Source organism: Pedobacter sp. AC212, assembly GCF_979258625.1.
This window is the reverse complement of the sequence record NZ_OZ409870.1, coordinates 3,698,480-3,723,796: the sequence shown is the minus strand read 5'-3', so window position 1 is coordinate 3,723,796 and position 25,317 is coordinate 3,698,480. Positions and strand designations below refer to the sequence as shown.

Annotated in this window: 31 protein-coding genes and 1 pseudogene; 20 read left to right on the top strand and 12 right to left on the bottom strand. The window is 42.1% G+C overall.

The genetic code is table 11. From position 1 onward, the window contains the following. The first annotated feature begins 438 nt into the window (after positions 1-438). The 4 genes and pseudogenes from ACZZZC_RS15880 to ACZZZC_RS15865 all read left to right on the top strand — a co-directional run bounded on the left by ACZZZC_RS15880 (position 439) and on the right by ACZZZC_RS15865 (position 3,484). Positions 439-780 (top strand): annotated as a pseudogene (locus ACZZZC_RS15880) (DUF4007 family protein). A 304-nt stretch (positions 781-1,084) separates the two neighbouring features. After that, positions 1,085-1,708, top strand: coding sequence for a hypothetical protein (locus ACZZZC_RS15875; RefSeq protein WP_463483043.1), 624 nt, complete (start codon positions 1,085-1,087; stop codon positions 1,706-1,708). Then, complete coding sequence (locus tag ACZZZC_RS15870; protein WP_463483042.1) at positions 1,624-2,334, top strand: hypothetical protein; 711 nt, start codon at positions 1,624-1,626, stop codon at positions 2,332-2,334. Before ACZZZC_RS15875 ends, ACZZZC_RS15870 begins: the two co-directional genes overlap by 85 nt. After that, positions 2,321-3,484 (top strand): protein NO VEIN domain-containing protein, encoded by a 1,164-nt coding sequence (locus ACZZZC_RS15865; RefSeq protein WP_463487644.1) that lies wholly within the window; start codon positions 2,321-2,323, stop codon positions 3,482-3,484. Before ACZZZC_RS15870 ends, ACZZZC_RS15865 begins: the two co-directional genes overlap by 14 nt. Positions 3,485-3,765: 281 nt before the next feature. Here ACZZZC_RS15865 and ACZZZC_RS15860 read toward each other — a convergent pair whose 3' ends face one another. From ACZZZC_RS15860 to ACZZZC_RS15845, 4 genes are all read right to left on the bottom strand, one after another. Next, positions 3,766-3,858 carry a DNA methyltransferase gene (locus tag ACZZZC_RS15860; RefSeq protein WP_463486277.1) on the bottom strand — a complete coding sequence of 31 codons (93 nt, stop codon included), beginning with the start codon at positions 3,856-3,858 and terminating at the stop codon, positions 3,766-3,768. A 727-nt stretch (positions 3,859-4,585) separates the two neighbouring features. Further along, positions 4,586-4,903, bottom strand: coding sequence for a hypothetical protein (locus ACZZZC_RS15855; RefSeq protein WP_463483039.1), 318 nt, complete (start codon positions 4,901-4,903; stop codon positions 4,586-4,588). 8 nt (positions 4,904-4,911) lie between these two features. Continuing rightward, the gene (locus ACZZZC_RS15850; RefSeq protein ID WP_463483038.1) at positions 4,912-6,306 is read right to left on the bottom strand and encodes a hypothetical protein; all 1,395 of its coding nucleotides are present in this window, start codon (positions 6,304-6,306) and stop codon (positions 4,912-4,914) included. 12 nt (positions 6,307-6,318) lie between these two features. Further along, positions 6,319-6,960: a Crp/Fnr family transcriptional regulator gene (locus tag ACZZZC_RS15845; protein ID WP_463483037.1), complete on the bottom strand. Its 642-nt coding sequence runs from the start codon at positions 6,958-6,960 to the stop codon at positions 6,319-6,321. A gap of 183 nt (positions 6,961-7,143) precedes the next feature. Here ACZZZC_RS15845 and ACZZZC_RS15840 point away from each other — a divergent pair, with 183 nt between their 5' ends. From ACZZZC_RS15840 to ACZZZC_RS15770, 15 genes are all read left to right on the top strand, one after another. Beyond that, the gene (locus ACZZZC_RS15840; protein WP_463487643.1) at positions 7,144-8,019 is read left to right on the top strand and encodes an RteC domain-containing protein; all 876 of its coding nucleotides are present in this window, start codon (positions 7,144-7,146) and stop codon (positions 8,017-8,019) included. 121 nt (positions 8,020-8,140) lie between these two features. Then, entirely contained in the window at positions 8,141-8,674 is a 534-nt protein-coding gene (locus ACZZZC_RS15835; protein WP_463487642.1) for a hypothetical protein, read from the top strand. Positions 8,675-8,703: 29 nt separating this feature from the next. Beyond that, positions 8,704-9,048: a DUF4134 domain-containing protein gene (locus ACZZZC_RS15830; protein ID WP_463483034.1), complete on the top strand. Its 345-nt coding sequence runs from the start codon at positions 8,704-8,706 to the stop codon at positions 9,046-9,048. A 57-nt stretch (positions 9,049-9,105) separates the two neighbouring features. Continuing rightward, on the top strand, positions 9,106-9,459 hold the full coding sequence (locus tag ACZZZC_RS15825) for a DUF4133 domain-containing protein (protein WP_463487641.1): 354 nt from the start codon (positions 9,106-9,108) through the stop codon (positions 9,457-9,459). Next, on the top strand, positions 9,456-11,927 hold the full coding sequence (locus tag ACZZZC_RS15820) for a TraG family conjugative transposon ATPase (protein ID WP_463487640.1): 2,472 nt from the start codon (positions 9,456-9,458) through the stop codon (positions 11,925-11,927). Before ACZZZC_RS15825 ends, ACZZZC_RS15820 begins: the two co-directional genes overlap by 4 nt. A gap of 11 nt (positions 11,928-11,938) precedes the next feature. After that, positions 11,939-12,307, top strand: coding sequence for a hypothetical protein (locus ACZZZC_RS15815; protein ID WP_463487639.1), 369 nt, complete (start codon positions 11,939-11,941; stop codon positions 12,305-12,307). 121 nt (positions 12,308-12,428) lie between these two features. Beyond that, on the top strand, positions 12,429-13,121 hold the full coding sequence (locus ACZZZC_RS15810) for a conjugal transfer protein TraI (RefSeq protein ID WP_463487638.1): 693 nt from the start codon (positions 12,429-12,431) through the stop codon (positions 13,119-13,121). Then, positions 13,108-13,761 carry a hypothetical protein gene (locus ACZZZC_RS15805; protein ID WP_463487637.1) on the top strand — a complete coding sequence of 218 codons (654 nt, stop codon included), beginning with the start codon at positions 13,108-13,110 and terminating at the stop codon, positions 13,759-13,761. Before ACZZZC_RS15810 ends, ACZZZC_RS15805 begins: the two co-directional genes overlap by 14 nt. After that, positions 13,742-14,383, top strand: a complete 642-nt coding sequence (locus ACZZZC_RS15800) for a TerB family tellurite resistance protein (protein ID WP_463483028.1) — start codon at positions 13,742-13,744, stop codon at positions 14,381-14,383. The genes ACZZZC_RS15805 and ACZZZC_RS15800 overlap by 20 nt, the downstream gene beginning before the upstream one ends. An 11-nt stretch (positions 14,384-14,394) precedes the next feature. Further along, positions 14,395-15,606, top strand: a complete 1,212-nt coding sequence (gene traJ / locus ACZZZC_RS15795) for a conjugative transposon protein TraJ (RefSeq protein ID WP_463483027.1) — start codon at positions 14,395-14,397, stop codon at positions 15,604-15,606. Between the two features lie 12 nt (positions 15,607-15,618). Next, positions 15,619-16,233: a conjugative transposon protein TraK gene (gene traK / locus ACZZZC_RS15790; protein WP_463487636.1), complete on the top strand. Its 615-nt coding sequence runs from the start codon at positions 15,619-15,621 to the stop codon at positions 16,231-16,233. 3 nt (positions 16,234-16,236) lie between these two features. Beyond that, a complete protein-coding gene (locus ACZZZC_RS15785) occupies positions 16,237-16,446 on the top strand; it encodes a hypothetical protein (RefSeq protein WP_463483025.1) in 210 nt (69 codons plus the stop codon). A gap of 20 nt (positions 16,447-16,466) precedes the next feature. Further along, positions 16,467-17,516, top strand: coding sequence for a conjugative transposon protein TraM (gene traM, locus ACZZZC_RS15780; protein WP_463487635.1), 1,050 nt, complete (start codon positions 16,467-16,469; stop codon positions 17,514-17,516). Between the two features lie 256 nt (positions 17,517-17,772). Further along, positions 17,773-18,750, top strand: a complete 978-nt coding sequence (locus ACZZZC_RS15775; RefSeq protein ID WP_463487634.1) for a hypothetical protein — start codon at positions 17,773-17,775, stop codon at positions 18,748-18,750. Between the two features lie 86 nt (positions 18,751-18,836). Continuing rightward, entirely contained in the window at positions 18,837-19,016 is a 180-nt protein-coding gene (locus ACZZZC_RS15770) for a histone H1 (protein ID WP_116167675.1), read from the top strand. 135 nt (positions 19,017-19,151) lie between these two features. On the opposite strand, the gene ACZZZC_RS15765 is transcribed toward ACZZZC_RS15770, so the two are convergent. The 8 genes from ACZZZC_RS15765 to ACZZZC_RS15730 all read right to left on the bottom strand — a co-directional run bounded on the left by ACZZZC_RS15765 (position 19,152) and on the right by ACZZZC_RS15730 (position 24,321). Then, entirely contained in the window at positions 19,152-19,916 is a 765-nt protein-coding gene (locus ACZZZC_RS15765) for an efflux RND transporter periplasmic adaptor subunit (protein ID WP_463483022.1), read from the bottom strand. 100 nt (positions 19,917-20,016) lie between these two features. Continuing rightward, positions 20,017-20,331, bottom strand: coding sequence for a hypothetical protein (locus ACZZZC_RS15760; RefSeq protein WP_463483021.1), 315 nt, complete (start codon positions 20,329-20,331; stop codon positions 20,017-20,019). 26 nt (positions 20,332-20,357) lie between these two features. After that, entirely contained in the window at positions 20,358-20,726 is a 369-nt protein-coding gene (locus ACZZZC_RS15755; RefSeq protein WP_463483020.1) for a rhodanese-like domain-containing protein, read from the bottom strand. Positions 20,727-20,833: 107 nt separating this feature from the next. Next, positions 20,834-21,289 carry a hypothetical protein gene (locus ACZZZC_RS15750; protein WP_463487633.1) on the bottom strand — a complete coding sequence of 152 codons (456 nt, stop codon included), beginning with the start codon at positions 21,287-21,289 and terminating at the stop codon, positions 20,834-20,836. Positions 21,290-21,344: 55 nt separating this feature from the next. Further along, positions 21,345-22,304: a hypothetical protein gene (locus ACZZZC_RS15745; protein WP_463487632.1), complete on the bottom strand. Its 960-nt coding sequence runs from the start codon at positions 22,302-22,304 to the stop codon at positions 21,345-21,347. A gap of 13 nt (positions 22,305-22,317) precedes the next feature. After that, complete coding sequence (locus tag ACZZZC_RS15740) at positions 22,318-22,665, bottom strand: DUF3817 domain-containing protein (protein ID WP_463483017.1); 348 nt, start codon at positions 22,663-22,665, stop codon at positions 22,318-22,320. A gap of 511 nt (positions 22,666-23,176) precedes the next feature. Then, positions 23,177-23,761 (bottom strand): TetR/AcrR family transcriptional regulator, encoded by a 585-nt coding sequence (locus tag ACZZZC_RS15735; RefSeq protein ID WP_463487631.1) that lies wholly within the window; start codon positions 23,759-23,761, stop codon positions 23,177-23,179. 107 nt (positions 23,762-23,868) lie between these two features. Then, positions 23,869-24,321 carry a DUF6010 family protein gene (locus tag ACZZZC_RS15730; RefSeq protein WP_463483015.1) on the bottom strand — a complete coding sequence of 151 codons (453 nt, stop codon included), beginning with the start codon at positions 24,319-24,321 and terminating at the stop codon, positions 23,869-23,871. Between the two features lie 128 nt (positions 24,322-24,449). On the opposite strand from ACZZZC_RS15730, the gene ACZZZC_RS15725 reads away from it, so the two are divergent. After that, complete coding sequence (locus ACZZZC_RS15725; protein ID WP_463483014.1) at positions 24,450-25,115, top strand: hypothetical protein; 666 nt, start codon at positions 24,450-24,452, stop codon at positions 25,113-25,115. Positions 25,116-25,317 lie beyond the last annotated feature (202 nt).

Sequence of the window (25,317 nt, the reverse complement as noted above, 5' to 3'; positions counted from 1 at the left end):
AGAGGTATTTCAATACTATGTCCTCGCAGATATTAATAGATTTTCTGCAAGTGCTAAAAAAAGAGTTAATCTGTAGCAGAATAAAATTAAATTGCGGTTTTGATACAATACTAGCCTTGCCAGCTGACCTACAAAAATATTTATTTTTGAAACGGTGGAAATTTTCTAACCTAACACTCACTAATGGAAACGGTTTGTTAAAAGAGGGCACGACAGCTGTGTGTTCTTCGCTAAATTATTTATACAACTTATTCACAATCAGTGCTGAATACGCCATAGGCGCATGCAGTAGCTATTTTGATGCTCAAAATGTTAGTAAATAATCCACCGAATTGCTGAGAATTTTGTGATTTTTGCGGAAATTACACCAACTATATAATTTTAATAACCATCAATCACCTAAGCTTAAGGTTTTGGCGCTTGATCCAGCATATATCCATGAAAGTAAGTTTTAGTGGTCACGAAACCTTCGTTTGCAGACAGTTCTGGTTAAAAAAAGGCTACGAACACCTCGAAGCGTCGCGTTCCTTCTCTAGTGATGAAAGCGTGGTGTAGCTCGGAGTAGGTAAAAACATGACTACCGCGATCAAATTCTGGTTACGGGCATTTAACATTATCTCTGAAGACGATACAACCAATCGTTTTGGAGCATACCTCATGGAAGGCAAAGATCCGTATCTCGAAGACTCGGCAAGCCTCTGGTTGTTACATTACATGATTATCCGCTCAGAAAGGGTATTTGGGCATTTCGGCAAAAATGGCCAGCCGTTCCGCATTTAAACTGTCACCCTATTTCGCTTTAAAGTGACCACCTGTTTCGGGGAAAACTGGCCGTTCTGATCTTTTGATCAGCTTTTTTCGCAACTGGCTTCCGGGAATAATTTTTCAATTTCTGGATAAAATAAAGGCTCCTGGGAGCATATCTACTATTCGGGATGGATTACGGTCACTTCGCTGTTTTGAAGGGGGTATGGCGTTTTTTTGCGCGTTCCAGTACCTGCGAATGGATTTTGATCGCTAGAAAGGTCTGAATTGAGGATAAATCTGGCAGTAAGATAGATTAAACCGAAAAGTCCTGAGGAAAATGGATTTGGATCCGAAGTGTATATTTGTTCAGAGGGAAAGGAACTTAGATGTGCATCATCCGGTAATCAAATTGGTGGCCAGTTTGGCCCGAAAAAGAGGGGTCACTTTCACCGAAATACACACCCTAATGGAGACTTCCGGTAACGGACTCAACTTTTTGATCCATGCCCAGGAATTCAGGCCCAACAGAGAACGGGATTATCTGCATCTTGTGGCCAAGAACGATGAACTCGTTGCTGATGTCACCGGCAACAAAAACCTGCTCGAAAAAGCATATGTCCTTATTATAAGCAAAATCTTAAGCGATGAGTCGCTGGATTTTCTAAGCGCACTGAATATCGAGTTTGTGGCCAATGAAGATGAATTTGAGGTTGCCCTGAAAAAAGACTACATCGAAAAGTTGCGGCCACTGGAGCGAATTGCCGTCGGCGCGGCGACTACCGCGATAGGGGCGATCACGTTTTTTGATGAAGAGGTACTTGCCTTACCGGCAGAGCTGTTGCGCTCTTTTTATAATGTTTCAGCCAATTCAAACCCTTGCCAGCCTTTGAAGACTACCTGTTTTTATCGAAGATCGCTTGCAACTGGCGAGCGGCTGAGGTTTCGGAACTGTCCATCTTAGGGCTAAAAGAGATTTTCGCCTGCCTTTCCGAATCGACTGCAGCAAACTATAAACAGATCCAAGAACAGCAGGATTACCTGGAAATGATCAGGTGCATCGAAAACGATGTTGAACTGCTCAACGAATTTCCGCTAATTCCCAATATGCACCACAAGCTAAAGACCTTTTCCGAGCTGGTGCGCTGGGAGGAAAAAGAGCCGTACCTTATTCAGGTGGTCGATGCTTTAAACGCGAACATCAGTGAACGCTATGTGCTGGAAGACTATGGCTTCATCAGCAATTTAAAGTCTTACAACCGGGTAGATTTTCGGGATGAGTTCAATAAATCCTGCACCGAGTTGACCGAAAAACTTTCCAAATCCAATGAAACCTTCGCCACCGATGATTGCAGGTTTTTCAATCTGAGCCATTATTTGTGTTTTTTTATTGGACTGAACGGGACCACACCGATAAACGGCGCGCTAACGGCATTTTTTAAAGCTGAATTCGAACTGGACTTTCATCAGGAATTTATCGGAGCCCCAACGGTCGATACCAATTTCTTGCCGGCTATATATCCGCAGGCTCCAAGCTGCCGATGCCCCGCTTATCGAAGCAAAAACCGAAAAATTATTGGAGCTCATTAAGCTCATCAATCCAAATACGCAATTAAAACACGATTTGTTGGACAAACTCGCCTGTTTCCCAAATCAAAAATTCACGCTCAAATCCCAGTCTGAACTTAAGATCGATGCCATCGCTGACGAAGTGTTCAAGGATCAGTATCACCATATCACCTGTATTGAAAGTCGAGAAGTTCTTGCACTGAGCCCGTTTAATGACTTCTTGCAGCATAAGGATACCTTGAGCGGATTACAGCTCGGCAAGGAAATGGAGCGCACCCTCCACCCAAATAAAGTTTTCATGCCCGTTCAGGTGGAAACTTTACCAACTGTACTCGAATTAATCAAAAATATTTCCATTAACCCTCCTACCTGGGGCAGCTGGCTACCGAATATCGATCGGGTGAAAGAGGAGATACTGATGCACAAATTTCGGGACAAGAACACTCGGACGAGTCTGTTCAACATCCTTTCCGAGGATGAAGAAAAGATCAACCTTTTGGGCGAACTTGCCCTCATCGAAGACCTCCAGGGTCTAGTCGACGCCGGAAAGGAAAAACTCAAAGAAAAGCACCGTCACGATCAGCACCTGGATTACATCAAGGAAATTGGTATACGCATTCAAGATATGATCCAGGAGCAAATCGATGAATCCCTGAAAGACACCATCGCATTGGTGGATTCCACCAAGGACGAAAAGCTGCAAACCAAAGAGCAGCAAAACGGGCAGGATTTCATTATTTACCGAGGCACTCAGCCGATTTACTTTATCGAAGTCAAATCTCGCTGGGATAGCGAGGGGATCGTGGCCTTGAGCAAAAGGCAGGTGGAATGTTGCGCCAGAAACCCTGAAAAATATGCCGTGATCACCGTTAACGTAGCGGACTACAAAAACAGGGTAGAGGTGAAAGTCGATGACATCTCCTTTGACCAACTTTATAAGGATATATACATCAACGATGATCTGAGCGCAGAGTTTGAGCAGCTCATCAAAGAAAATCGGATCCTGGAAATGGCGCCCGAGAGTGGTAAACTCATCGAATTCAGAGAACACATCCCGCAAGACAGGATCCGCTCGACTGGACTATCCTTTGATGATTTCATCGCAAACTTGAAAACGCAACTGAGCACGCTTGCAAGTAGCGCATTTGTAGCCAAGGAAGCAGGGAGCTAATCAAGCCTTCAACCTGCAAATGCAGAAATCAAGGCGCGGTCAATCGACCGCGCTTTTTTTTAAGCTGTGACCAGTCCTGAAATAAGTTGACACTTATTTTAGGACTAGTCACAGTTCCCGCCAACGGCCATCCAAAACAGATAGCTCCGCCGGTGAATATTTGTCCTCTACTATCACCTTTCGGAGTGAGAATCTGGTGCCTACAGGACTTTAGCGGCCTAATTTTTCAAATTTGAAAATGTATGTATATATATTTAGAGTTGATTGATCAAAGAAGTTATTTACTTACTTATTTCCATCTCTAGATGCTTTATTACTTTATAGTTTATAATTATAAAATTACCACAACCCCATGCTGCGTCAAATAATTTAATTTTTTATTATTCAACTAGTAATTTAACCATAGCCCTTGTACAATGATAATTTTTTCAAAATATTCTTTTAAAGAGTCTAAATAAAGTAGGTCGATTAATTTCTTGTTAGTGAAATGGATGTATAATGCATTCATAAACCGCATTGCTCTTCGGGATCGGCTAGTTTTTATCATTGAGTCAAAATATCTGGATTAATTTCACTCCAATCCAGATCTCTTCAACTTAAAAACAATACCGTAGATTTTGAAGAAATTTAGGAGTATAATGCTATCTCTAAATAATTTCTCGTTCACATAAGGAGATTGATTTTGGGAATAATCTGTAAAAGAACCACTAAAATATTCTAAAGCTGTGCCATTTTGTAGGCAGCGTCTCGATCAGTTTTCTCATCATTCGAAGATCTATAAACCTCTGCAACAGTTAAAGACAGAATAATATCGAAATATTTTGTAAATGCTTGAATGGGAAATCTTTTTTTATCTTGGTTTTTAAGTCTTTAGTACTTAAGGTATTGTAATCCGTCAAATAAAAATCTCGAATTTTGTTTTAGTAATATTTCGTCGGTTGGAAACTCATCAACTTTTAAATGCAAATCCTTTTCAAGGCAAAATTATTTTTTTATACAAAACTTCGCCTGAGGTTTAGAAAAATTATAGCTAATTTAAGTTATTCAAAGCCATTCGCTTTATTTTTGTGTGAAAGTATATTGGCTAAAACATAATTTTGTCTACTCGGCAATATCTAACGAATACCTCTCCCAATGTTTTAGCATGGTTAACCACTCCCAAAATCTCCAAGGTTTAAAACCAAAAGTCCTGAGTAAAGTTTTATTTGGGTTGTTTGGGTTCTGTTGTTTAAATCTAGACCACCTTACTTTACCTACTTCAAAATCAAGACCTTTCCCCGGTTCTTCAGTATAGGTGAAACTTCCATCTTTGTTTTGATAAGAATAACTTTCCTGTAGAAAATAGTTGACTGGAGGTATGTTACTGAAAGCAATAATTGAAATGGCTACTATCAGCCATGTCTTTGGTTTTTTTCTCATCTTCCGATTTAATTACAAGGTCCTTTACTTGCTGGGATATTACCACCAGCTTCATTAATGTCTCGATTTGGATTGTTTGCCTTTTGCTCCCGCAAAGCGCTTGCCATTCCTGCTGGAGTTTTTGCATAACCTGCTCCTCCAGGTCCGGAAATTCCAATTTGTGCTGTTGGGTCGGGAATAGGGATTCCTCCAGCCTGACCTGCTCCGTAAACGAAAGCTGAACAGTTAAAGTCAGTGAAATGATAGTTAGTAGGTGGGTTACTAATATAGTCTATCACCTTTTGAAAACGTCCACCATCTAAATAGTAGGTAGTACTAATATCATAATGAATATCGCCATTATCTTTCACTTGAGACTGCGAACTTAACTTATCCAACCCTGACCCAGTCGGGTAAAAACCAACCGTCTGTGTGATTGTAGTGTTTCCGCTTGTTTTGCTTAGGGAGATGGCGACATGGCCAAAACTATTAGCGCCAACATTAAATGAGGTTCCTGGTTGGGGTTCTACTACGTAGACACGCACAACAAAAGCAGCGTTTGGATCAGAGATTTGAGAAAAACAATCCATCATTTTTTTTGGATCAACTTTGTTGTTGTTTTCGCCAGGCAGATTTGATGGGGGAGGTGCAGATGGAGTGCTTGGAGAGGAACCACCACCCCCACCGCCGCCACCTCCTGAATAATCGGAATTTCCGCCGCCAATCCCATCGTACATACTTGGCATGCTGTCACCTGAGAAACTATAACTGCACTGTCTTTCGGAATGTACTGTAAAATCCCCCTCTGCATCAACATAACTGCTTTGTACCCAGATACAGGATTCCACCATGGCCAGCATAATTTTCCCTTGGATGCCATTTAAAGATTTTACTTTATTTAATGAATTGTTGACATTCTGGATTTCTTCTTCCTTTGACAGTTGCTTGATTTCACCAACTGGCTTGCCGCCACTATACAATCTGCCGCCCTTTAATTTATAGTTCAGGTCGTATTCAAAGACCCTGCCTGTAAAGGTTTCCGCTTCGCTTTTGCCTTTTTTTTGCAGATAGATGGCGTCTGGGATGATTTCCAGGATTCTGGCTTCAATGATCTGGTTTTGTTTATTTCTGCTGATGGTCAATTCCCGGTAGCCCTGTGCATATCGCTGATAAATAGGTTGGCCTTTGAGTCGAACGACCCAGTTGCTACCTCTATTATAAGCTGAGTCCCAATTTAATCTTGTTTCTTGTAGGAACGTTGAACTGTCCATTGGGGTATTAGCTATAAGAGCTTTGGCATCATTTAATGTCAGGTTACTTTTTTCGGGAACTTTATTTTGGGTTTCAGCATTTCCTATTGGTTCTTTTTTGCAGGCAATGACTAGCAGGATGAGGAGTGCGATTGGTTTAAATTTTGAGTTCATCTTGAGATCGATTTAGTGAAAAACTGGTTTCTGATTTGCTGTATTTTGTGATTGAACGCACAACCTTGCTTTTTTGGAACGTATCCTGCTCAATGTTTCCCGGGTCATTCCAAGGTAACTGGCGATATTGGTTAAGGTCGTTTGCTGCTCGATATCGGGATATCTCTCCAGCAGCTGATTTAGCCTGGTTTCCGGGGTCTGGCTACGCAGGAAAATCGATCGTTCCTCGCTCAGTATATAATACTTTTGGGTAACGATTCTGCCTAATAAATTTCCCTGTGGAAAATCGGCATAATAGGCATTGAGTTCATGCCAACTCAAAGACTGTAATTTACAGTCCTGCAAAACCTCTATATACTCATGAGCTGGTTTTTGAGTGAAAAAGCTGTAAACAGAAATCATCAGATCGCCCTTTCGCATAAACCACGTTGTACATTCCTTTCCCTGTTCATCAATGAAATAAGCGCGCAAAAATCCGCTCCTGATAAAGTAAAGTCGCCTGGCAGTTTCGCCGGGTTTTAAAAGCAATTGTTTTCGATGGAATTTTTCGGTGAGAATCTCCCGGTTAACCCGCTCCTGCATAGGGGCAGGGAGTGGCACAATGAAGCCTAAAGTTTCAAGTAAATCGGCCTCTTCATTCTCTAAAATGTTCATACGCTGTCGATTGTGATCGAAATCAAACCTTCGCAGCTTTAATCAGACTAATATTGTCCTGTCGGAAATGGATACAATTGTTTAACGTAAAAATCTGGCATTTGTTTTACTGCCCGTTTTTTTTGTTTCCAGGCCCTTTCTGTTTTAGCGCTCCTCGCAATTTTAAACTTAAATCCCATTGTTATGACCTTAACGAAACTATCAGAAAAACTCTATGAGATATTGCAGGAAGAAATCAGGGAAACCAGCGCTATTGAAAACCCACTTGAAAAGTTGCGAAGTGGACTCGCCGTGGTTCAGACTGCTCTCGCTGAGCTGAAGATTGCCTTGGCAAAATCCGGGTTTGAGCATCAGCAGGAAGAAATCTGGTTCTTTAAAACCGGGAAACCAAGGATCTATGCCATGCTGGTATTTGTTACCGAGCGCTATGCCATAGAAAATAGTATGCCGGTTTTTGGAAAAAAAAGCCAAACAGTACATCTTCTGTCGCAAATATCGTTCGTTGACAGATTCTTTCGACAGAACGAATTTCTTTACCAGTACTACCGCCTGAAAGCAACTGACCTGGATGATAAATATTTTGTTCGTCATCAAAATGCAACGGTACCGGGCTTTGCAGAAGTACCTGATGTAGACCCTTCGTTTTCAACCATTGCCGACTACCTCTTCTCCAAATTTATCGCTTATGAGGAGCTGCTGGTTTACTTGCAAGCTGAGATTTTACACAGAAGCATACCAGAAGGGGAGTTGCCGAAAACCGGGCAGAAAAACCTCAAGTGGACAGGGGAAAGTATCAACGTGGTCGAACTGGTGTATGGGATTTATGAGACCCGCCAGGTGAATGATGGTAAGGCAACGCTCATAGAGCTTATGGATGCTTTTTCCCAGGCTTTCCAGATTAACCTCTCGACATATTTTAAACGTTTCTCTGATATCAAGAGGCGCAAATCAATGAGCAAGACCAGGTTCCTAGATGAAATGCAACAACTGGTTTCCAAAAGGATTGAAGACAGTGATGCCTGGATTCCGGATGACCAAAAGAGCCGCTACGGCTATTAAATCATGATTTATAAATAAATCATTAGGGATAACCCGGGTTATCCTGAAACAAAAATTTCGGCTTTTTGAAATTTTGTATCACAGCGGCAGGCAATGGTGCCTCGCCAAAAATTTAAACCTTATGTTGCAACACTTCACCTGGACTCAGTTCCTGATTGCCTCGGCAATATTTAGCCTGTTATGGTATGTAACAATCCTACTCACGGCCTACCGCAGAGAATTTCTTCTGTTTTTTTCCGGAAAACGAGTTGACAATCTTTCCGCATCAAATCAGCAGATTCCGGTAAAAAACGATCGTTCCACCCATCACGAAACTAGTATGATGGGACTCTCCAAGCTTCCCGAGGGACTGGAGATAGTAGAAATGGGTGCCCTCAGTTTTGCAGGTAATAATAGCGGTGAGCATATTGATGAACGCGAAGAATCCGATAAGATTGGCCTTGTTCCAGATGTCCTTCAGGAACTGAAGGAAGTTTTTGAAGTGCTTGCCACAGAGGATGGCAACAAAATGGATTTCATAGACCTCGCCAAAATGATCAGCCATAAATATGGTAGAATCGGCTCAAATCCCAATATCAGCCACATCAATACATTCATCAGGGAACATGCACCATTTGCTATTTCTTCAGAGGAAATTGAAAACCTATGGAACTAAGGACATTTATTAACCTAATATTTTTCAAGATGCAAGATTTATTAAATAAAGCTAAGGCCAAGAACTTTTCAAAATTCCGACTACACTGCTGGTGTTTGCTGTTAGCGAATTTCATATTCACTATAGCCTGTTTTGCGCAGGACGGAAATGCTGGGATTCAGGAAGCAACCAATAAAGTTAAAAGCTATTTCGATACCGGCTGTGATCTAATGTATGCCATCGGTGCAGTTGTGGGTATTATCGGGGCTATAAAAGTCTTTAATAAATGGAACGCCGGAGATTCAGATACCAATAAGGTCGCCGCGGCCTGGTTCGGCAGTTGTATTTTTTTGGTCGTTGTCGCCACCGTACTCAAATCATTTTTTGGAATATAACCGGGCCAAGCGAGCTATTGAACACATATAAAATCAATAACAGAAAAAAGAATAATTATGGCAGCTATCTATCAAATCAATAAGGGCGTTTCCCGGCCAATTGTCTTCAAGGGACTCAAAGCGCAGTACATCGCCTATCTCGCTATTGGATTGGTACTACTGTTATTATCCTTTGCCATTCTATACATTTCAGGCTTGAGTTTACTCATTGTGGTACCGCTGATTCTAATCCTTGGAACTACATTGTTCATGGTCACCTTTCGGCTCAGTCACAGGTTTGGGGAGCACGGGCTGATGAAGTATTTATCTAAAAAAGGGCTGCCCAGCTACATCCGCTTTTCCTCGCGAAGACTCTTTACGGGCCTGAAGTATTCCAATATTGATTATCAGAACCTAAAAGTAAAAAAATGAAAGAAGCCATAAACATACTCCCGATTTATAAAGTGGAACAAGGCTGTATCCTCTCTTTTAGCGGAGACATTACCCTGGCTTACAAACTGGTATTGCCGGAGATTTTCTCCCTTTCTGACCGGAATTATGAGGCCTATCACCAGGCCTGGGTAAAGGCAATCAAAGTGTTGCCGGCTGGCAGCATCCTGCATAAACAGGACTGGTTTCTGCAGGAAAACTTTAAGGCAGATTTCGGGAAAGAAGGCAGAGATTTTCTCTCCTGTTCCAGTGAGCGCTTCTTCAACGAGAGGCCCTTTGTGGAACATAGCTGTTACGTTTTTTTAACAAAGAAATCTGCTGCCGGGAAATCCGCTACTTCGGCAACCTCCGGTCTCTTTCGCGGTAGCCTTGTCCCTCCACAAACCTTAAACCCCTCCACACTTTCAGATTTTATAGATAAGGCGGGCCAGTTTGAAAGAATCCTTAGCGATTCAGGCTTCGTATCGCTAATGCGCCAGGATGATGATGCAATCTGTGGAACAGCCAATGCTGCCGGAATCCTCGAGCGCTACTGCTTCCTGCTGGGAGAAAGGGATATGCCGGTTATCCGCGACATCCATCTGAAGGACGAAATCAGAGTAGGGGAGAAACACATGGAAATCTATACCCTTTCTGATGTGGAGGATCTTCCTTCATTTTGCGGGAGCCGTATAAATTATGAACCTTATTCTACCGACAAATCCAAATTCAGCACCGGTTTCGCTACACCCCTTGGCCAGTTACTCGACTGTAACCACATCCTGAATCAGTATGTATTTATGGGTGAGGTGCAACAGACCATCAAAAGGCTCGAAGCGAAAAAACTTAGGCTGCATTCACTTTCTTCCTATTCCCGCGAAAACGCGAATGCCAGGGATTCTGTGAATGATTTTCTCAATGAAGCGGTTGCCCTTGGCAGAATTCCAATCAAATCCCACGTCAATATCATGGCCTGGTCCGCTGATGCAGCTTCGCTAAAGGATATTAAAAACAAGGTTGGATCGGCCATGGCATCCATCGATGCCTCCGCTAAGCGCGAGACCGACGGGCAGGCACAGATTTGGTTTGCCGGCCTTCCGGGCAACGAAGCCAACTTTCCCATGAACGAGACCTTTGATACCTTTTTGGAGCAGGCCACCTGTTTTTTCAACATGGAAAGCCATAACCGGGACTCCAGGTCCGAGTTTGGAATTCGTTTAGGCGAGCGGCTTTCCGGCAGGCCGGTGCACGTGGATATTTCGGACGAGCCGATGCGCATGGGATATACCACTAATCGCAACAAGTTTATTCTTGGTCCCTCAGGCTCCGGTAAATCATTTTTCACCAACCATATGGTCAGAAGTTATTTTGAGCAGGGGACCCATGTTTTGCTGGTGGATGTGGGACACAGTTACAAGGGACTTTGCGATCTGGTTGGGGGCTACTACTTCAGCTATTCGGAGACCAGCCCGATTGCATTCAACCCTTTTCATCTCGCTGATGGAGATGTGCTGGATACCGAAAAAAAGGAAAGCATCAAAACCTTGCTTCTGGCGCTATCCAAAAAAGAAGGGGAAACCTTCAGCCGCTCAGAATATGTTGGTTTCTCCAACGGACTGACCTTATATTTTAAACATCTGGAATCCTATCCGGATATTTTCCCATGCTTCAATTCCTTTTACGATTTTTTATCGGGTGAATACCTTGTAGTGCTGGAGGAAAACGGGGTAGGTGAGCAGTATTTCGACATCAAGGGATTTCTTTACGTACTCAAGCCCTATTACAGGGGAGGGGAGTTTGATTATCTGCTCAATGCCTCCTCGCAGCTGGATTTATTGTCTCAGCGATTTATTGTTTTTGAGCTCGATGCCATTAAGGACCACCCGATACTTTTTCCTGCGGTAACCTTGATTATTATGGAGGTATTTATCTCCAAGATGAGAAAACTAAAAGGGGTCCGCAAGATGATACTTATCGAAGAATGCTGGAAAGCCATTGCCAAGGAAGGCATGGCGGAATACATCAAATACCTGTTTAAGACTGTTCGTAAATTCTTCGGAGAGGCTGTGGTGGTGACCCAGGAAGTAGAAGATATCATTTCTTCTCCCATAGTGAAACAGGCGATTATCAATAATTCGGAATGCAAGATTCTGCTGGATCAAAGCAAGTATCAGAATAAGTTCGACGATATCCAGCAGCTTTTGGGCCTCACCGAAAAAGAGAAGTCCCAGATCCTTTCGATGAACCGCGCCAATGATCCGGGCAAAAACTATAAAGAGGTATTTATTTCCCTTGGCGGTCAGCATAGCCAGGTGTACCGGACGGAAGTATCGATCGAAGAATATCTCGCCTACACGACTGAGGAAAAAGAAAAAATGCTGGTGCAGGCTTATGCAGCCCGGTTGGGCAGCATCCGGAAAGGGATAATTTCCCTGGCAAACGATATTAAAAACAATACAGTGGTAAACTAAAATCCAATCATATGAAAAACTATTCAAAAATGCTACTGGGCGTGATGGCTATAGCCTGCACTGCCTGTCATCGGGATTCCGTCCGGGAATTCCTGCCTGGCCTCTACACCAATTCGGCAACAGGGGAATTGAGTAAAGCCGATGATACCCTAATAGTAGAACCAGCGGATGGCAACAATTTTTTGATCCATCGAAAAACGGGATTCAATCTGATCCGGAACAGTAAAGTGGGAAAACGTCAGCATGAGCTGGAAGAATGGCATGCGATCTATGATGAGGCTACAAAAATGATGAGCGAGACCAGAAAAGGTAAACTCATTATGATCTATCCCGATTCGGGATTTATCCTCATCGGTAAAAGAAAATATACCAAACAATAACATCAATTATAAAAACATCAAAAATATGAGATCTCATCATTCAGGTACAAGGCCATGTACCGCAAAAATCCGAAACGCCTTAGCCAATCAATTTAAAATAATCGGTTGCCTGGGCAGAAAAATGAAAAAGATTATGAAAAATTATATGGTAATACTCCCGGTAAGCGCAATGACCATTTGTGTGGGCCTGCCTAAAGGGGCCACTGCTCAGATTGCAGTACTGGAAGTGATCAAGGCCGGTGTGAAGAAGGTTATCCGTGCAGTGGATCTAAAAGTGCAGCGCCTGCAGAACGAAACGATCTGGCTACAAAATGCCCAGAAAGTCCTTGAAAATCAGCTTTCCAAACTTAAGCTGACCGAAATTGCTGATTGGACCGAAAAGCAAAAGGATCTGTATTCTGAATATTATAGCTCCCTCTGGAAAGTGAAATCTGCCATTACCTATTATAAACGGGTGAAAGAGTTAACAGTCAAACAGATTGCCATTGTTGATGAATATAAATGGGCTATAGGGTTATTTCAAAAGGATAAGCACTTCAGTGTGGAAGAAGTTGACCAGATGCAAAAAGTTTATCTCGGTATTTTAGAAGAAAGCGTAGAGAACCTCGATCAGGTGCTCCTGGTGGTCAACTCATTTAAAACCCAGATGAGTGATGCCAGGCGGCTGGAAATTATCGGTGCCGCGGCGGATAAAATGGAGGAGAATTATGCGGACCTGAAAAAGTTTAATTCAGGAAATATAACCCTGAGTATTAAGCGCGCTAACTCAGTGGATGAGGTAGCCAAACTAAAGGAGTTATATGGGGTGGATTAGACAAATTCGCATGGCTATTGTTTGCATATCACTGCTTGCAGTAGCAGAACATACCCAGGCGCAGACCTGGTCAGAGTGGTTCTCACAAAAAAAGACGCAAAAGAGGTATCTCATCGAGCAGTTAGCGGCACTAAAACTTTACGCAGGTTACCTAAAAAAAGGATATGAAATCGGAAGTTCAGGGTTGACCTTTATCAAGGGTGCAACCAGGGGAGAGTTTGATTTGCACAGTACTTTTTTTTCTTCACTCAAAATGGTCAGCCCGGCGGTGAGAAAAGACGTGAGGATCGCAGAGATCCTGGCCATGCAGCTCCTCATTGGTAAAGCGTTTTCCCGACTGGATGATGTAGATGGACTGGCAATCGAAAGTATGGGTTATATAGATCTGGTAAAAAAGGACCTGTTATCAGAGTGCATGAACGATATGGAGGAACTCCTTTTGGTTATCACTTCGGGCAAGATTGAAATGGGCGACGAGGAACGGATCCTGAGGGTTGACCGAATTTACCGGTCCATGCAGAGCAAAAAAATCTTTGCGCTGCAATTCTTGGGCGCCGCAAAATCTCTCGCCGGAGAAAGAAACAATGAGCTTAAAACTTTAAAAGAAATGGAGGTATGTCATGAAAATAAGTCAAATTAAATCCTGGGTTTTCTTCTTTGTCCTGGCATTTTCATTTTCAGGGAGATCCATGGCCCAGTCCACTGAGGTGCAGCAATTACTGCTGAACGTTGAAAAGCTAAGCCAGCTTAAAAATATTCTTTCGGATATGAAAAAAGGATATACGGTCATCTCGAGCGGATACAATGCGGTCAGGAATATTTCCCAGGGAAATTTTTCCATTCATGAAACATTCCTGGATGGCTTGATGGCCGTGAGTCCCGAGGTTAGAAAATACAGGCGCGTGGTAGATATCATCACTGCCCAGAAAGATATCGTCTCAGAATATAAAAGGGCATTCAGGAATTTTAATGCATCCGGCCTTTTTACTGTTGCAGAACTGGATTATCTGTCCAAACTCTACAGTGGGCTATTTTCCCGGAGCCTGGATAATCTCGATGAGCTCACCATGATCATTACCGCAAATTCGCTCCGGATGAATGATGCCGAACGGCTGGATGCCATTGACCGCATTTACCTGGATACAAGCGATAAGCTCAGTTTTCTGCGAAGTTTCAACCTGGATGCAGGAAAACTATTGCTCCAGCGAAAGTTGGCTACCGCGGATATGGAAGGTTCAAAAGCTTTGTTCGAGGTCAACTAAAATTTAACAAGATGAAAAAAATATTTAGTCTCTTTTTCAAGTGGACAGGCCTTGCCCTTGCCTTTTTTATACTTCCTGCAACGGTATTTGCTCAGGGGATCGCAGCGGAACTTACGGGCATGCAGCCTGTGCTGGACAAGGTATATGATGATATGCTGCCGCTCTGTTCCCGCCTGATTGATGTGGCCAGGGGAATAGCCGGGTTTGGAGCCCTGTGGTATATTGCCAGCCGGGTCTGGCGGCAGATTGCTGCGGCAGAACCCATTGATTTTTATCCCTTGCTTCGTCCGTTTGCCCTGGGTCTATGTATCATGATGTTCCCTGCAGTACTCGGAATAATGAATGGCGTGCTCAAACCTACGGTATCTGCTACCGGGGCAATGGTCAGTGACAGCAACCTTGCGATTGAAAGGTTGCTCAAAATTAAAGAGGCAGCGATCAAAAAGTCTAAAAATTGGCAAATGTATGTTGGCGAGACCGGGCAGGGGGATAGTGATAAATGGTATAAATATACGCACCCTTCTGACCCTGAGCGGGCAGATGAAACATTTCTGGACGGACTGGGAAACAGTATGCAGTTCTGGATGGAAAAACAGAGCTACAACCTGCGCAATTCCATCAAGTCCTGGCTAAAGGAAGTCCTGGAAGTGCTTTATGCGGCAGCTTCGCTATGCATCAATACCATACGCACTTTTTTTCTCGTTGTGCTGGCCATTCTTGGGCCCCTGGTATTTGGCTTTGCAGTATTTGATGGCTTCCAGCAGACCCTCACCGTGTGGCTTGCCCGCTATGTAAATATTTTTCTCTGGCTGCCCATTGCCAATATATTCGGTAGCATCCTGGGAAAGATTCAGGAAAATATGATCAAGGTAGATCTTGCGCAGATTGAAGCGCAGGGAGATACCTTCTTTTCGTCCACAGATACGGCATACCTCATCTTTTTGATCATTGGAATCGTCGGTTATTTTTCTGTCCCCAATGTAGCCAATTATGTAGTCCATGCAGGGGGTGGAAATGCCATCCTGACCAAAGTGAATTCCATGGTAATCGCTGCCCCAAGTTCCGGTGCCAGCGCTGTAATGGGGGCTGGGGGGATGGTAGCAGACGCCCTTGGAGATGGTGCCCGCATGCAGTCACACAGCTATTCAAGCGCTGCCCAGGGTGATTATTTCCCGGATCAGAACAGCCATCAGAAAGACAAGATATCCGGTAAATCAACTTAAAAACCAATCATTATGTTTACTCAGTTCAAAAACATTGATACCGCCTTCAGCCACATCAAACGCTTTAGTATCTTTTTGATCCTTGCCTGTATACTGATCTCGGGCTTTGCGATCTATAAAGGTTTTGAAATGGCTGCCCGGGCCAATCGCACAGTCTACATTCTGGCCAACGGAAAGGTTCTGGAAGCAGTTTCGGCGGATCGTAAAAGTAATATTGCTGTAGAGCTCCGGGACCACATCAAAATGTTCCACCATTATTTTTTCACCCTGGATCCCGATGAAAAGGTGATCCAGTCCAATATCTCGTCCGCTTTAAACCTGGCGGATGAAAGTGCCAAGAGGGCTTATGATAACCTCAAGGAAAAAGGCTACTTCAATAACCTGATCTCTGCGAATATCTCCCAGGAAATTGTGGTGGACAGTACTTTGCTCGATCTTGATGATTATCCCTATGGCTTTAAGTGTTATGCCACGCAGAAACTGATCCGGGCAACTTCAACCGTGACACGAAAGCTTATCACTTCCGGAACCCTGAGGGATGTTTCCCGCTCAGATAACAATCCGCACGGGTTTTTGATACAGCGGTGGGAAACCCTGGATAATCATGATGAACCCTTAAATCCCTAGCAAATGGAAAAGGAACCAAAAACTAAGAGAGATCAATCCACGGTGATCTCCAGGGTTAATCAACGAATACTTTCCTGGCAAAAAAGATTGGCAGACCATCTCAATCTTAAATGCCGGAACATTTCATCAAGAGGGCTTTTAGCAATACTGGTCAGCTTTATTGTCATCATTGCCGCCTTCTTGCTGAATTTAATCATCTGCGCCATTCATTAACCAATTAAAACAATAGAAATATGAAAAATCAAAAAATCAGGGACAAAAGGAAAATCCTGCTTATCCTGCCCATACTGATCCTGCCATTTCTTTCTTTGGCCTTTTATGCCATGGGCGGGGGAAAGACAGCCGGAAATAAATCAAGCGGAAATGCCGGTATCAATGCTTCACTTCCCAATGCCAGCTTCACTAAGGAAAAGCCGGCAGATAAGATGGGGATTTATCAGGAAAGCCAGAAAGATTCATCAAAAACCAGTTCCGGACATCTGGAAGAAATCGCCGGCAGATTCGGTTTCAGCACTTCGCAACCAACAGATCCCACAAAGGACATTGATCTCAAACTGCAGCAATTAAATGCGCAGATCAATGCACCGGTCGAACCCAAGGCCCTGGCTTCTTCCCGGGAGCGTAATATAAAAGTGCCCCGGATGAGCACCGATGTCGACAGGCTTGAAAAGCTCATGTCCTCTATGCAGGGGAATGGCAGTGAGGATCGGGAGATGAAACAGCTTTCTGGCATGCTGGAAAAAGTTCTGGACATTCAACATCCCGAGCGTGTTCGTGATGCCTACATTAAACAGGTTAATACAGCACCGGAAGAAAAGTTTGCTGCAATTCCAGCCGAGGTCGCAGCAAAACAATCCCTCGTCCAGGGTGCCGTACTCAAACTGGTGGTTTCAGACACGGTCACCATCAATGGTACCCTGATTCCCAAGGGACACGAAATTTTTGGACTCTGTAACCTGACCAATCAACGTTTGCTGGTGGATATCAAAACCATTCGAATCGGTAGAAACATAGTCCCCGTGGATCTGTCGATTTATAGCCTGGATGGGATCAAGGGTATTGCAGCACCGGATGCAATAGTGGATAATGCCATATCGGGCGGGGCGGATGATGCGGTGAGGAGCCTGCAGCTGCTGAGCATGGATCAGTCCATAGGTACTCAGGTAGCTGGAGCAGGGATTGACGCCGCGAAAGGGCTTTTTTCAAAGAAAGTAAAGCGGGTGAAAATGAAAGTCAAGGCAGGCTTTCCGGTCCTGCTTCGGGATAACCAGATCAGAAAATAGTTACAGGCTTTGGATTTGGCTGAGACCCGTTATGCACAAGCAGTCATCGTCCTTTTTTACAATGCTAAAAGACTATGCGAAATGCCATCAAATATTGAATAAAGCGCCCGAATGAGCAAATTGATGGATTAAGAAAAAGGACGCCCCCGGCTATCAGCCCCGGTTCGGACAAACATTTTCCCTTCTATTATGGGAAAGCCCATCAGATAATTTAAAAGCTAAAAATAGCAAACAGTTAACCTTTAACACAATGAGTATGAATTTAAACAATTTAGAAAATCTCAAATCTGAGATGAAAGCGCTGGGCTTCAGTAAGGAGCTTCAGGAAAAAATGGAAGAAAACATGAAGTCGAATCTTCCTGATTTTATTTTAAAAGACCAGATCAATGGACACAAGGGGCAGATTGATCTCAATCTTTATTTCAAGCAATCCGGTCAGTCCGAAAACTACTACCTTAACAAGTATGATGTAGCCCTTAATGAAGGAAAAGCTTTGGAAGCCGGTCAGAAATATCTGGTCATCTCTCCAAGTGATACGCCCGGGAAAAACAATGTTTTCAAAAGAGAAAATGTAGCCGAGGCTATCGAAGTATTCAAAAAGCACACCGGCAATGCTGAGCTTGCCGTTGGAAAAGATGCCGCCCACAAGACCAGATTGGCAACTATGGAAGAAGGTAAGATCAATTACGTAGATAAGGAATTCGGCAGGATTTTTAGAAATCCACCATTGCCGCAGACCATCTGGGTGGAAAGAGGGAAGGGTTTTACAGCATCCCAATCTGTGAACCTGATTGAAGGCAGGGCGGTATATCGTGAGGATATGCTCACCCAGGGCGGATTGCCGTATAAAGCATGGATGAAGCTTGACCTGGATGGACCGCGTGACCGTCATATGAACTTCAATATGAGCCAGTATCATGATCCTTCATATGGATTCAATTTAAAAGAAGTCCTTGATAAATTCAACATCAAAGAACTGGAGAATCCAAAGGATAGAGAAAAACTCGAAGCGCAATTAAAGAATGGTGATCGCCCGTCTATTACCGTAGAAAAAAATGGCGAGCAGGTGAAGTTGCAGGTTGAAGCCGTGCCACGTTATTCTCAGCTTAATATGTTTGCAGCCAATGGCAGGGCAGAGAAGAGAGAGCAGTTTTTAAAAGAGCCTTCCTTAAATAAGGCCATCACAAAATCAAAGGGAAAAGAGCTTTCCAACAGTCAGGGTTTGGGCGTTTAAAGCATTTTTGTATTTTCGCGGCTCGTTTTTTGTAACGAAATTAAATTTTAACGATGGTCATCTGTTTGGCCGATAATAAAACAATTATGGAAAAATTTGAAAAAGTAAAAGAACTGGTTTCTTCAATCGAAGCCGATGCTACTAAATTTTATGACGGTGGCAATGCTGCGGCAGGTACGCGCGTTCGTAAAGCGATGCAGGACCTTAAGGTTTTAGCTCAGGAAATCAGAGCAGAAGTTACTGAAAAGAAAAATAGCGATAAATAAAAAAAAATCACTGTTTTGGGAAATCAGGATCCCGGCTCGAAAGGCCGGGATTTTTTACATGACCCTATACTTCGGGGATCAAAAATAATCGCCCGACTGATCATCTTACCTGTGCTCACAAATTATCTTCAGTATTCAGGAGCAAAAGCAAATCGGGATCATTATCAGGTTCTTTGATACCGACGCTTCATTTACCCTTTCGAAAACCTTGGTCCGCGAAATTCTCCCGCTTAATGTGTCCTGAAGAGTAGGAACAAAAACACTTGCAGCCTGCCCATTTGTGATATACCCGATTTCGGCTTCAGGAACCGTAAACTGAGCATAAACCTGATCGGTCTTAATTATATCGAATGCGGGCAAACCCGGACTGGCACTGCTGCCCGCCTCAATTGCCTTTCCAGTCACATATCCTGACATTGGCGCATATAAACGGCAGTCATTGATCCTTTTGGTATTGATATTTTTCGATGCTTTAGCCTGTGCCAGCTTTGTTTTAATATCAATAAAGTCCTTTTCTGGCAAACTTTCTTTTTCAAAGAGATCTTTTAAACGCCCATAAAGATCCTCAGTCTGACTCAAGGCTGCATCTGCAATCAAAAGCGAGTTGCGGTACTCCGTATCATCAATTGTAGCTAACAACTGACCTTTTTCTACAAATTGACCTTCATCAACATAAACTTTATTGATGATGCCTGGAATAGCAAATCCGATTTTTACAGTATTGTCCGGCTCTATACTTCCAGAATAGTTGAATTTAGCCAGGTTACTCTTTGCAGAGATTTTTAGAATGGAAACTTTGGCATTTTCCTGTTTCAATGAACCCAATTTGTTGTCTTTACCCGCACAGCTGCTTAAAAGTAGGGGTATAATGAACGATAAATGGTATTTGTTAATTTTCATGTTGCTTATTTATAGTGTATTATTAAATTATTTTTACAATCTATGTCCAGATTTCTAATACCACAAAAAGTACCAGATGGTATGTTTTTGTTCAAATTTTTTATTTTTTCTGCAGTTCTAATGCTGATGTGATAAGCATAATTTTCGAATTCGGATGCCGCCTGGCATTTGATTCTGAAGATCCGACTCCACTTTTATATAATGCCACTAAAATTGCGCCTAGTCGATTATTGGGATCTTCTTCATATTTTTCTTCAATATTGAGATTGTCAGCAATCATTTTTTTCAGTTCCTCCTCATCGCTCGTGGTGCCGAAATGAAGAAATAATAAATCCAATTCTGATCGTGTGCAATTGTTATCCAGAAACTTTCGAAAAAGTTGTGCAAGTTGGTTTTCTTTGATCAATTGATTCATGTTTATGAAATTCTTACTATCATTGATCATTTTCTTCCACTTTTGATCTTCTCTTCAAGATCAACCCACGCCCCCCCGTTAGAGACATGCTGAAATCCACGCTCTTTAAGCAGATGCTCTACCTTTATACTTCGTAATCCGTGTGAACAGGTTGTAATGTAGGTCTTTGACGGATTAAGTTCTTTGTACCGCTCCCTAATCTGACCCAAAGGAATATTGATAGAACCTTCAATATGTCCGGATTCGTATTCCATTGAGGTCCTGACATCCAAAATTATAGCACCGCTTGAGACCTGTTGGTCGATATCATTGTTGATGGTCAGGATGCGGAAAGTTCGATAGCCCAGATAGGCCAGTAATAGCACCGCCGATATGATTATTAGTGTTTTAGTCATCTTGTGAAATATGTTTTTATTTTGAATGTTGTGATTGGTTAAAGAAGATTATTTTAGCTAGGTGCTGAGATAGGATAACTATTGGCTTTCAATTGCAGTTAATTGGGTTATCTCATATATGGACGTTTGATGAATGGAGAAAATGGCCATGGCACCGATAACAATATGATGACCAGCGCGATCGAAAAATAAATGATAATCTTACTGAACTGCTTCTCTTTTGGATTTGATTTTCTGGTTGGGAATACAGCTATTAACATGATAACCGTAGCTATGGTCATCAATACGCTGTGGATTACACTAAAGAAAAATCCTTCGAAATCATTATAATATAATTGATCCCGCCAGAAATTTCCAGTGATATGACTTCTCCTGTAGAGCATTATTCCGATAGCCAGTTGTAGTGACATCAGGCCGACCGAGCACCTGATGGCCTTAACTGGATAACCTGAAAACGATAGCCCAGTGATTTTTGATTGGTAAGCAAGCCAGATACTGTAAACAATAGATATCAGAGCCAACCAATTGAACATTGAATGATAAACGGTTAATAATTGATACATAAATTTAGTGTGTAGTCATAGTTATATGAAAAGTTCCTCTGATAGAAAATTATTGTCAATCCATTTTTTTTAAATAATCCTTTATAAGCTGCAGTCCGGCTGTATCAATCATCGTAGTTCCCAACTTTGGCATGTGATAATCGCCCATTTCAGACATCCTTATCAATATATTATTCCTGTGCAAGCGTATTCCTGTTCCATCTAGCGTAGTGCCGTAGTTTAGATCGAGTGTCGTCTGACCGGCAAATCCCCCTCGCTGATGGCAATGCGCACAGTTGATTTCCAGGTAACCTCTTGCCCTGTCATCGACCGCAATCTTGGTATTCTTATCCGCAGGGAGTCTGTCAATTTTGTTTAATTTCTCAGCACTCATCAATCCTTTGTCCATCAGATATTGAAGCTGGTTGACTTTTGAATGCCCACGCACAACCTCAACATTAAGATTACGAGCCTTCGGACCAATTGGCAATATTTTATCATTGGAATGATGACAACTTACACATTCGTTGTTTGCAGGGATATGGTATCCAATAGCCATCATTTTACCGTTTGAATCCAATCTTTTAACCGGAACAACATCGCCATCAGTAATCAAGAAAGCCTCTGCCTGTTCCTTGTTCCATTTATATACAGCGGCATGCCATTTGCCAGCCTTGAGCAAAAGCAATCTGGTCTCGATTATCTGTAATTTCCCACCCAGGCTTAAAGGGTAGTAAAATGTTTTTGCGATCAGCGTTCCTTCTGGAAAATCCGGAAGCCCGTTCCCGATTAATTTCATTTTTTTTCCTGGCGGAAGTTTGATCAGACGCTGCTTTTCCGCATAGTCAGTGAATAGTGTTGATGATAATTCAAGTACCTCTACATCAGGAGCAGGAATGAGTTCAGCTGGCTTACCCTGAAAAAGCTTGTAAAAGGACAGGCGTTTCTCGAATCGGGTATTATTATCAATCTTTGGATTGGGTTTAATATTGCAGCATGTCACGTATATCGCAGGTATGATCAAAATTAAGATCATGACTTTATATTTTTTATAACTCATTCTCCTGTTCATCGCTCATTTCTCCCTCTAATACGGATTCAGGGTAAAGTATATACCGATCGATATAAAATGTCCCAAATGGAATCAGGCATGCCAATAGTACTTTCCAGGTGGTTTTAGAGAATTTCCACTTGTAAGAGGTTGCAACGCCAAAGGTGGTGATTAAAAACAGGCAGAAAAGAAGGCCGTGGATAGGACCAATGATTCTCACAAGAACCGGTATGTTGCCGATATATTTAAAAGGTACCGCAATAAATACAAGGAAGATAAGTGATAGGCCTTCCAGAAACCCGATGATCCTAAGTCTGCCAATAGGATATTTAAGTAGTTTAATCATAATTGAATTTTAAAATGTTCTAAACATGGGACGGTTAGCCAGGGGAGAGAAAGGCCATGGAATGGCAATTAGAATGATCAACAAGGAAATCGTGTACCAAATCATCATTGTTCTGAACTTTAATCGATCCGTTCCCATCCTTTTGGTCTTTGCGGACCCAATCGTCAGCACTACGACTGCGAGCACCATTGATAACATATGGACATATCTGAAGAATATATGTTCATCCATCACTCCATCCACGCTTGGTAGAACGGAAGCAAACTTTACAATCGGACTCATTGTATACAGATACAGACCGATTAAAAGCTGAATATGAGCGATAGTGGCCGTAATATGCCTAACCAGATTATCAGACTTACGGAACGGGCTGTGGCCGACTAATCCTTTCACTGATAAAAAAATGGAATATAATAAAGAAATAAGTACCAACCACCTGTTGATCGAATGGAGGGTTAACAAAATCTGATGCATAAAAGATACTATATGGTATGTTATTGTTTAAAAAAAATTATAATGAACTAAGATATCCTTTAAGGCTGGTAAGGTAGGTTTGGTACACACCTCTGCCCATTACCTTACCAAGCATCCTGATTCCTGAATATCCTGAGATAACCATTACAGCCACTTGCTCAGGAGATTCCTTGGTGCTGATCTTGCCTGCTTGCTGGGCTCTTTTGATGCAAGATGCAATTGCATTATGCCAGGCAAGCGTCAATTTCGCGAGTGCCTTTCTAAATGACTCATTTACCGGAGCCATCTCATCTATAAGATTAATTGCAGGACATCCATGGGAAACATTAAAGAAAAGAGTATCGTTAAGAAGCGATTCCATCATAGCATATATATCCTTTGCAGGATCTGTGCTTTCTTTCAACGGGCTTACCATTCTGTTATAGAGATTTGGATAGAGCAGTTCCGATATCAATCCCAGGCCCATCTGCTCTTTGTTTTTGAAATGGTAAAAGAAGGCACCCTTGGTTACGTTTGTTGTACTGATAATATCATCTATACTGGTAGACTGATATCCTTTTTGATAAATGAGATCAAAAGATTTTCTGATGATCAAATCTCTGGTTGATGCTGCTTTAGACATATATATTTTATTTATTGTTTTAAATCAGTTATTACTTTGAATACTCCAATTAACATCGCTTTCGAGTAACATATTGCAATATCCGAAAACTAAAATGTTAAAATTGCCTAATTTGTCTTTACAGTTAACTTTAAAAATCTTCTCTTTTTGAAAAAATTGAACACAGAAGGTGCACCCATAAAAAACCAGATGGCCAATATCGGGTCACATACCGCACATCCTGCAGAAGACGAGGGTTCCAGATAAACGATTGGGTTGCCGTATAGATGATGAAGTATATCCCATGTGGTATGCAGCAACCAGCCGATGCCTATAAAATAATAATGCTTGAAGCCCTTATAAGCCACAAAAAGCATTACCGTCCCGAACATGAACTCCCAAATGCCCAAACCTCCACTCCAGTACACAGCGCCTGCGCCTGCGATCAAAAGTGCATTTATTTTTTGCCTGTGCGGTTCTTTAACTAACGACATTAAGGTAATGAATACAATTGCTATTGCAATTGCTGCAAGAACTACGTTCAGTGTGAATTCTGGTGTAAGATGAGTTTGTGTCTCCATTTTATTTTTTTTATGCAAAACTAATTTAAAAACATACCAATTAGTATTTTTTTAATGTAAAATTATATCTTTGGCTTTTCCGGGATACTTAGTGTTATCAAGTTTTTAAACACTTTATTGATTGTACGATGCCGAATTCAGCGAACGAATTGGTAAGCGTTTATGTTCTACAGTCAATTTATGATATAGCCACATGGCTAGATCAGATAATTGATATCATGACCAATTCTGCCATGATTACCAGAAGTATTGTACGCTACCTGAACTATAAATTTTTAATCAAAAAAACGGAGAAGGTGATACCCAAATATAATATAGATTTCAAAAAAAAGGATCACGACCAGTTCCTTTTGTATATAAAAGATCGAACCGACGATTCAGGTAAAGTTTATAATGAGCCCCACAGTCATAATTATTATTGTCTCATTTTTTTGTACGAAGGTGAATTGAGGCATTATGCGGACTTGGGAAACAGGGTCATTTTTGCACCTGCACTTTTAACGCTGGATATCGATCAGGTTCATATTCATACAGATCTAGCAGACTGCAAAGTTTTCTCCATGGCTTTTTCAGCTGATTTCCTTCATCGTCAACACAAAAAATCACAAGATCACGTTGAAGTGCTCAACCGCAGTAATAGTCTAAAGGGCTTAACGTTCTATGGTGATGTTCATTCCGCTATGGGTTTTGGCGTTCAAGGTGACCAAATTATGGTTTGGAAGGTGGTTGATAAAAAACTCTTTACATTAATTGAAGAAAAAATCACCAGAAATGAACCGATTCAATTAGCTTAAATGTGAATGCAGATCAAAGGTTGCAATTCAAATACAAACAGGGTGATATGAATTGGAAAGAAATAGCCTTGGATATAAACTTAAAGGGAATGTCCCTTGAACAATGGGACAGGAGCCCGAGGCCAGGGTTACACTATAAAGGTGATACCAAAGAAGATGCTCAATTTTCAAATTTTTCGCTGACATATGGACGGAAATAAGT

Excerpts from the sequence above, each read along its gene's own strand:
- ACZZZC_RS15875 (WP_463483043.1), top strand. The coding sequence starts at position 1,085 with ATGGATTTGGATCCGAAGTGTATATTTGTTCAGAGGGAAAGGAACTTA.
- ACZZZC_RS15855 (WP_463483039.1), bottom strand. The coding sequence starts at position 4,903 with ATGAGAAAAAAACCAAAGACATGGCTGATAGTAGCCATTTCAATTATT.
- ACZZZC_RS15850 (WP_463483038.1), bottom strand. The coding sequence starts at position 6,306 with ATGAACTCAAAATTTAAACCAATCGCACTCCTCATCCTGCTAGTCATT.
- ACZZZC_RS15845 (WP_463483037.1), bottom strand. The coding sequence starts at position 6,960 with ATGAACATTTTAGAGAATGAAGAGGCCGATTTACTTGAAACTTTAGGC.
- ACZZZC_RS15840 (WP_463487643.1), top strand. The coding sequence starts at position 7,144 with ATGACCTTAACGAAACTATCAGAAAAACTCTATGAGATATTGCAGGAA.
- ACZZZC_RS15835 (WP_463487642.1), top strand. The coding sequence starts at position 8,141 with ATGTTGCAACACTTCACCTGGACTCAGTTCCTGATTGCCTCGGCAATA.
- ACZZZC_RS15830 (WP_463483034.1), top strand. The coding sequence starts at position 8,704 with ATGCAAGATTTATTAAATAAAGCTAAGGCCAAGAACTTTTCAAAATTC.
- ACZZZC_RS15825 (WP_463487641.1), top strand. The coding sequence starts at position 9,106 with ATGGCAGCTATCTATCAAATCAATAAGGGCGTTTCCCGGCCAATTGTC.
- ACZZZC_RS15820 (WP_463487640.1), top strand. The coding sequence starts at position 9,456 with ATGAAAGAAGCCATAAACATACTCCCGATTTATAAAGTGGAACAAGGC.
- ACZZZC_RS15815 (WP_463487639.1), top strand. The coding sequence starts at position 11,939 with ATGAAAAACTATTCAAAAATGCTACTGGGCGTGATGGCTATAGCCTGC.
- ACZZZC_RS15810 (WP_463487638.1), top strand. The coding sequence starts at position 12,429 with ATGAAAAAGATTATGAAAAATTATATGGTAATACTCCCGGTAAGCGCA.
- ACZZZC_RS15805 (WP_463487637.1), top strand. The coding sequence starts at position 13,108 with ATGGGGTGGATTAGACAAATTCGCATGGCTATTGTTTGCATATCACTG.
- ACZZZC_RS15800 (WP_463483028.1), top strand. The coding sequence starts at position 13,742 with ATGAAAATAAGTCAAATTAAATCCTGGGTTTTCTTCTTTGTCCTGGCA.
- traJ (WP_463483027.1), top strand. The coding sequence starts at position 14,395 with ATGAAAAAAATATTTAGTCTCTTTTTCAAGTGGACAGGCCTTGCCCTT.
- traK (WP_463487636.1), top strand. The coding sequence starts at position 15,619 with ATGTTTACTCAGTTCAAAAACATTGATACCGCCTTCAGCCACATCAAA.
- ACZZZC_RS15785 (WP_463483025.1), top strand. The coding sequence starts at position 16,237 with ATGGAAAAGGAACCAAAAACTAAGAGAGATCAATCCACGGTGATCTCC.
- traM (WP_463487635.1), top strand. The coding sequence starts at position 16,467 with ATGAAAAATCAAAAAATCAGGGACAAAAGGAAAATCCTGCTTATCCTG.
- ACZZZC_RS15775 (WP_463487634.1), top strand. The coding sequence starts at position 17,773 with ATGAATTTAAACAATTTAGAAAATCTCAAATCTGAGATGAAAGCGCTG.
- ACZZZC_RS15770 (WP_116167675.1), top strand. The coding sequence starts at position 18,837 with ATGGAAAAATTTGAAAAAGTAAAAGAACTGGTTTCTTCAATCGAAGCC.
- ACZZZC_RS15765 (WP_463483022.1), bottom strand. The coding sequence starts at position 19,916 with ATGAAAATTAACAAATACCATTTATCGTTCATTATACCCCTACTTTTA.
- ACZZZC_RS15760 (WP_463483021.1), bottom strand. The coding sequence starts at position 20,331 with ATGAATCAATTGATCAAAGAAAACCAACTTGCACAACTTTTTCGAAAG.
- ACZZZC_RS15755 (WP_463483020.1), bottom strand. The coding sequence starts at position 20,726 with ATGACTAAAACACTAATAATCATATCGGCGGTGCTATTACTGGCCTAT.
- ACZZZC_RS15750 (WP_463487633.1), bottom strand. The coding sequence starts at position 21,289 with ATGTATCAATTATTAACCGTTTATCATTCAATGTTCAATTGGTTGGCT.
- ACZZZC_RS15745 (WP_463487632.1), bottom strand. The coding sequence starts at position 22,304 with ATGATCTTAATTTTGATCATACCTGCGATATACGTGACATGCTGCAAT.
- ACZZZC_RS15740 (WP_463483017.1), bottom strand. The coding sequence starts at position 22,665 with ATGATTAAACTACTTAAATATCCTATTGGCAGACTTAGGATCATCGGG.
- ACZZZC_RS15735 (WP_463487631.1), bottom strand. The coding sequence starts at position 23,761 with ATGTCTAAAGCAGCATCAACCAGAGATTTGATCATCAGAAAATCTTTT.
- ACZZZC_RS15730 (WP_463483015.1), bottom strand. The coding sequence starts at position 24,321 with ATGGAGACACAAACTCATCTTACACCAGAATTCACACTGAACGTAGTT.
- ACZZZC_RS15725 (WP_463483014.1), top strand. The coding sequence starts at position 24,450 with ATGCCGAATTCAGCGAACGAATTGGTAAGCGTTTATGTTCTACAGTCA.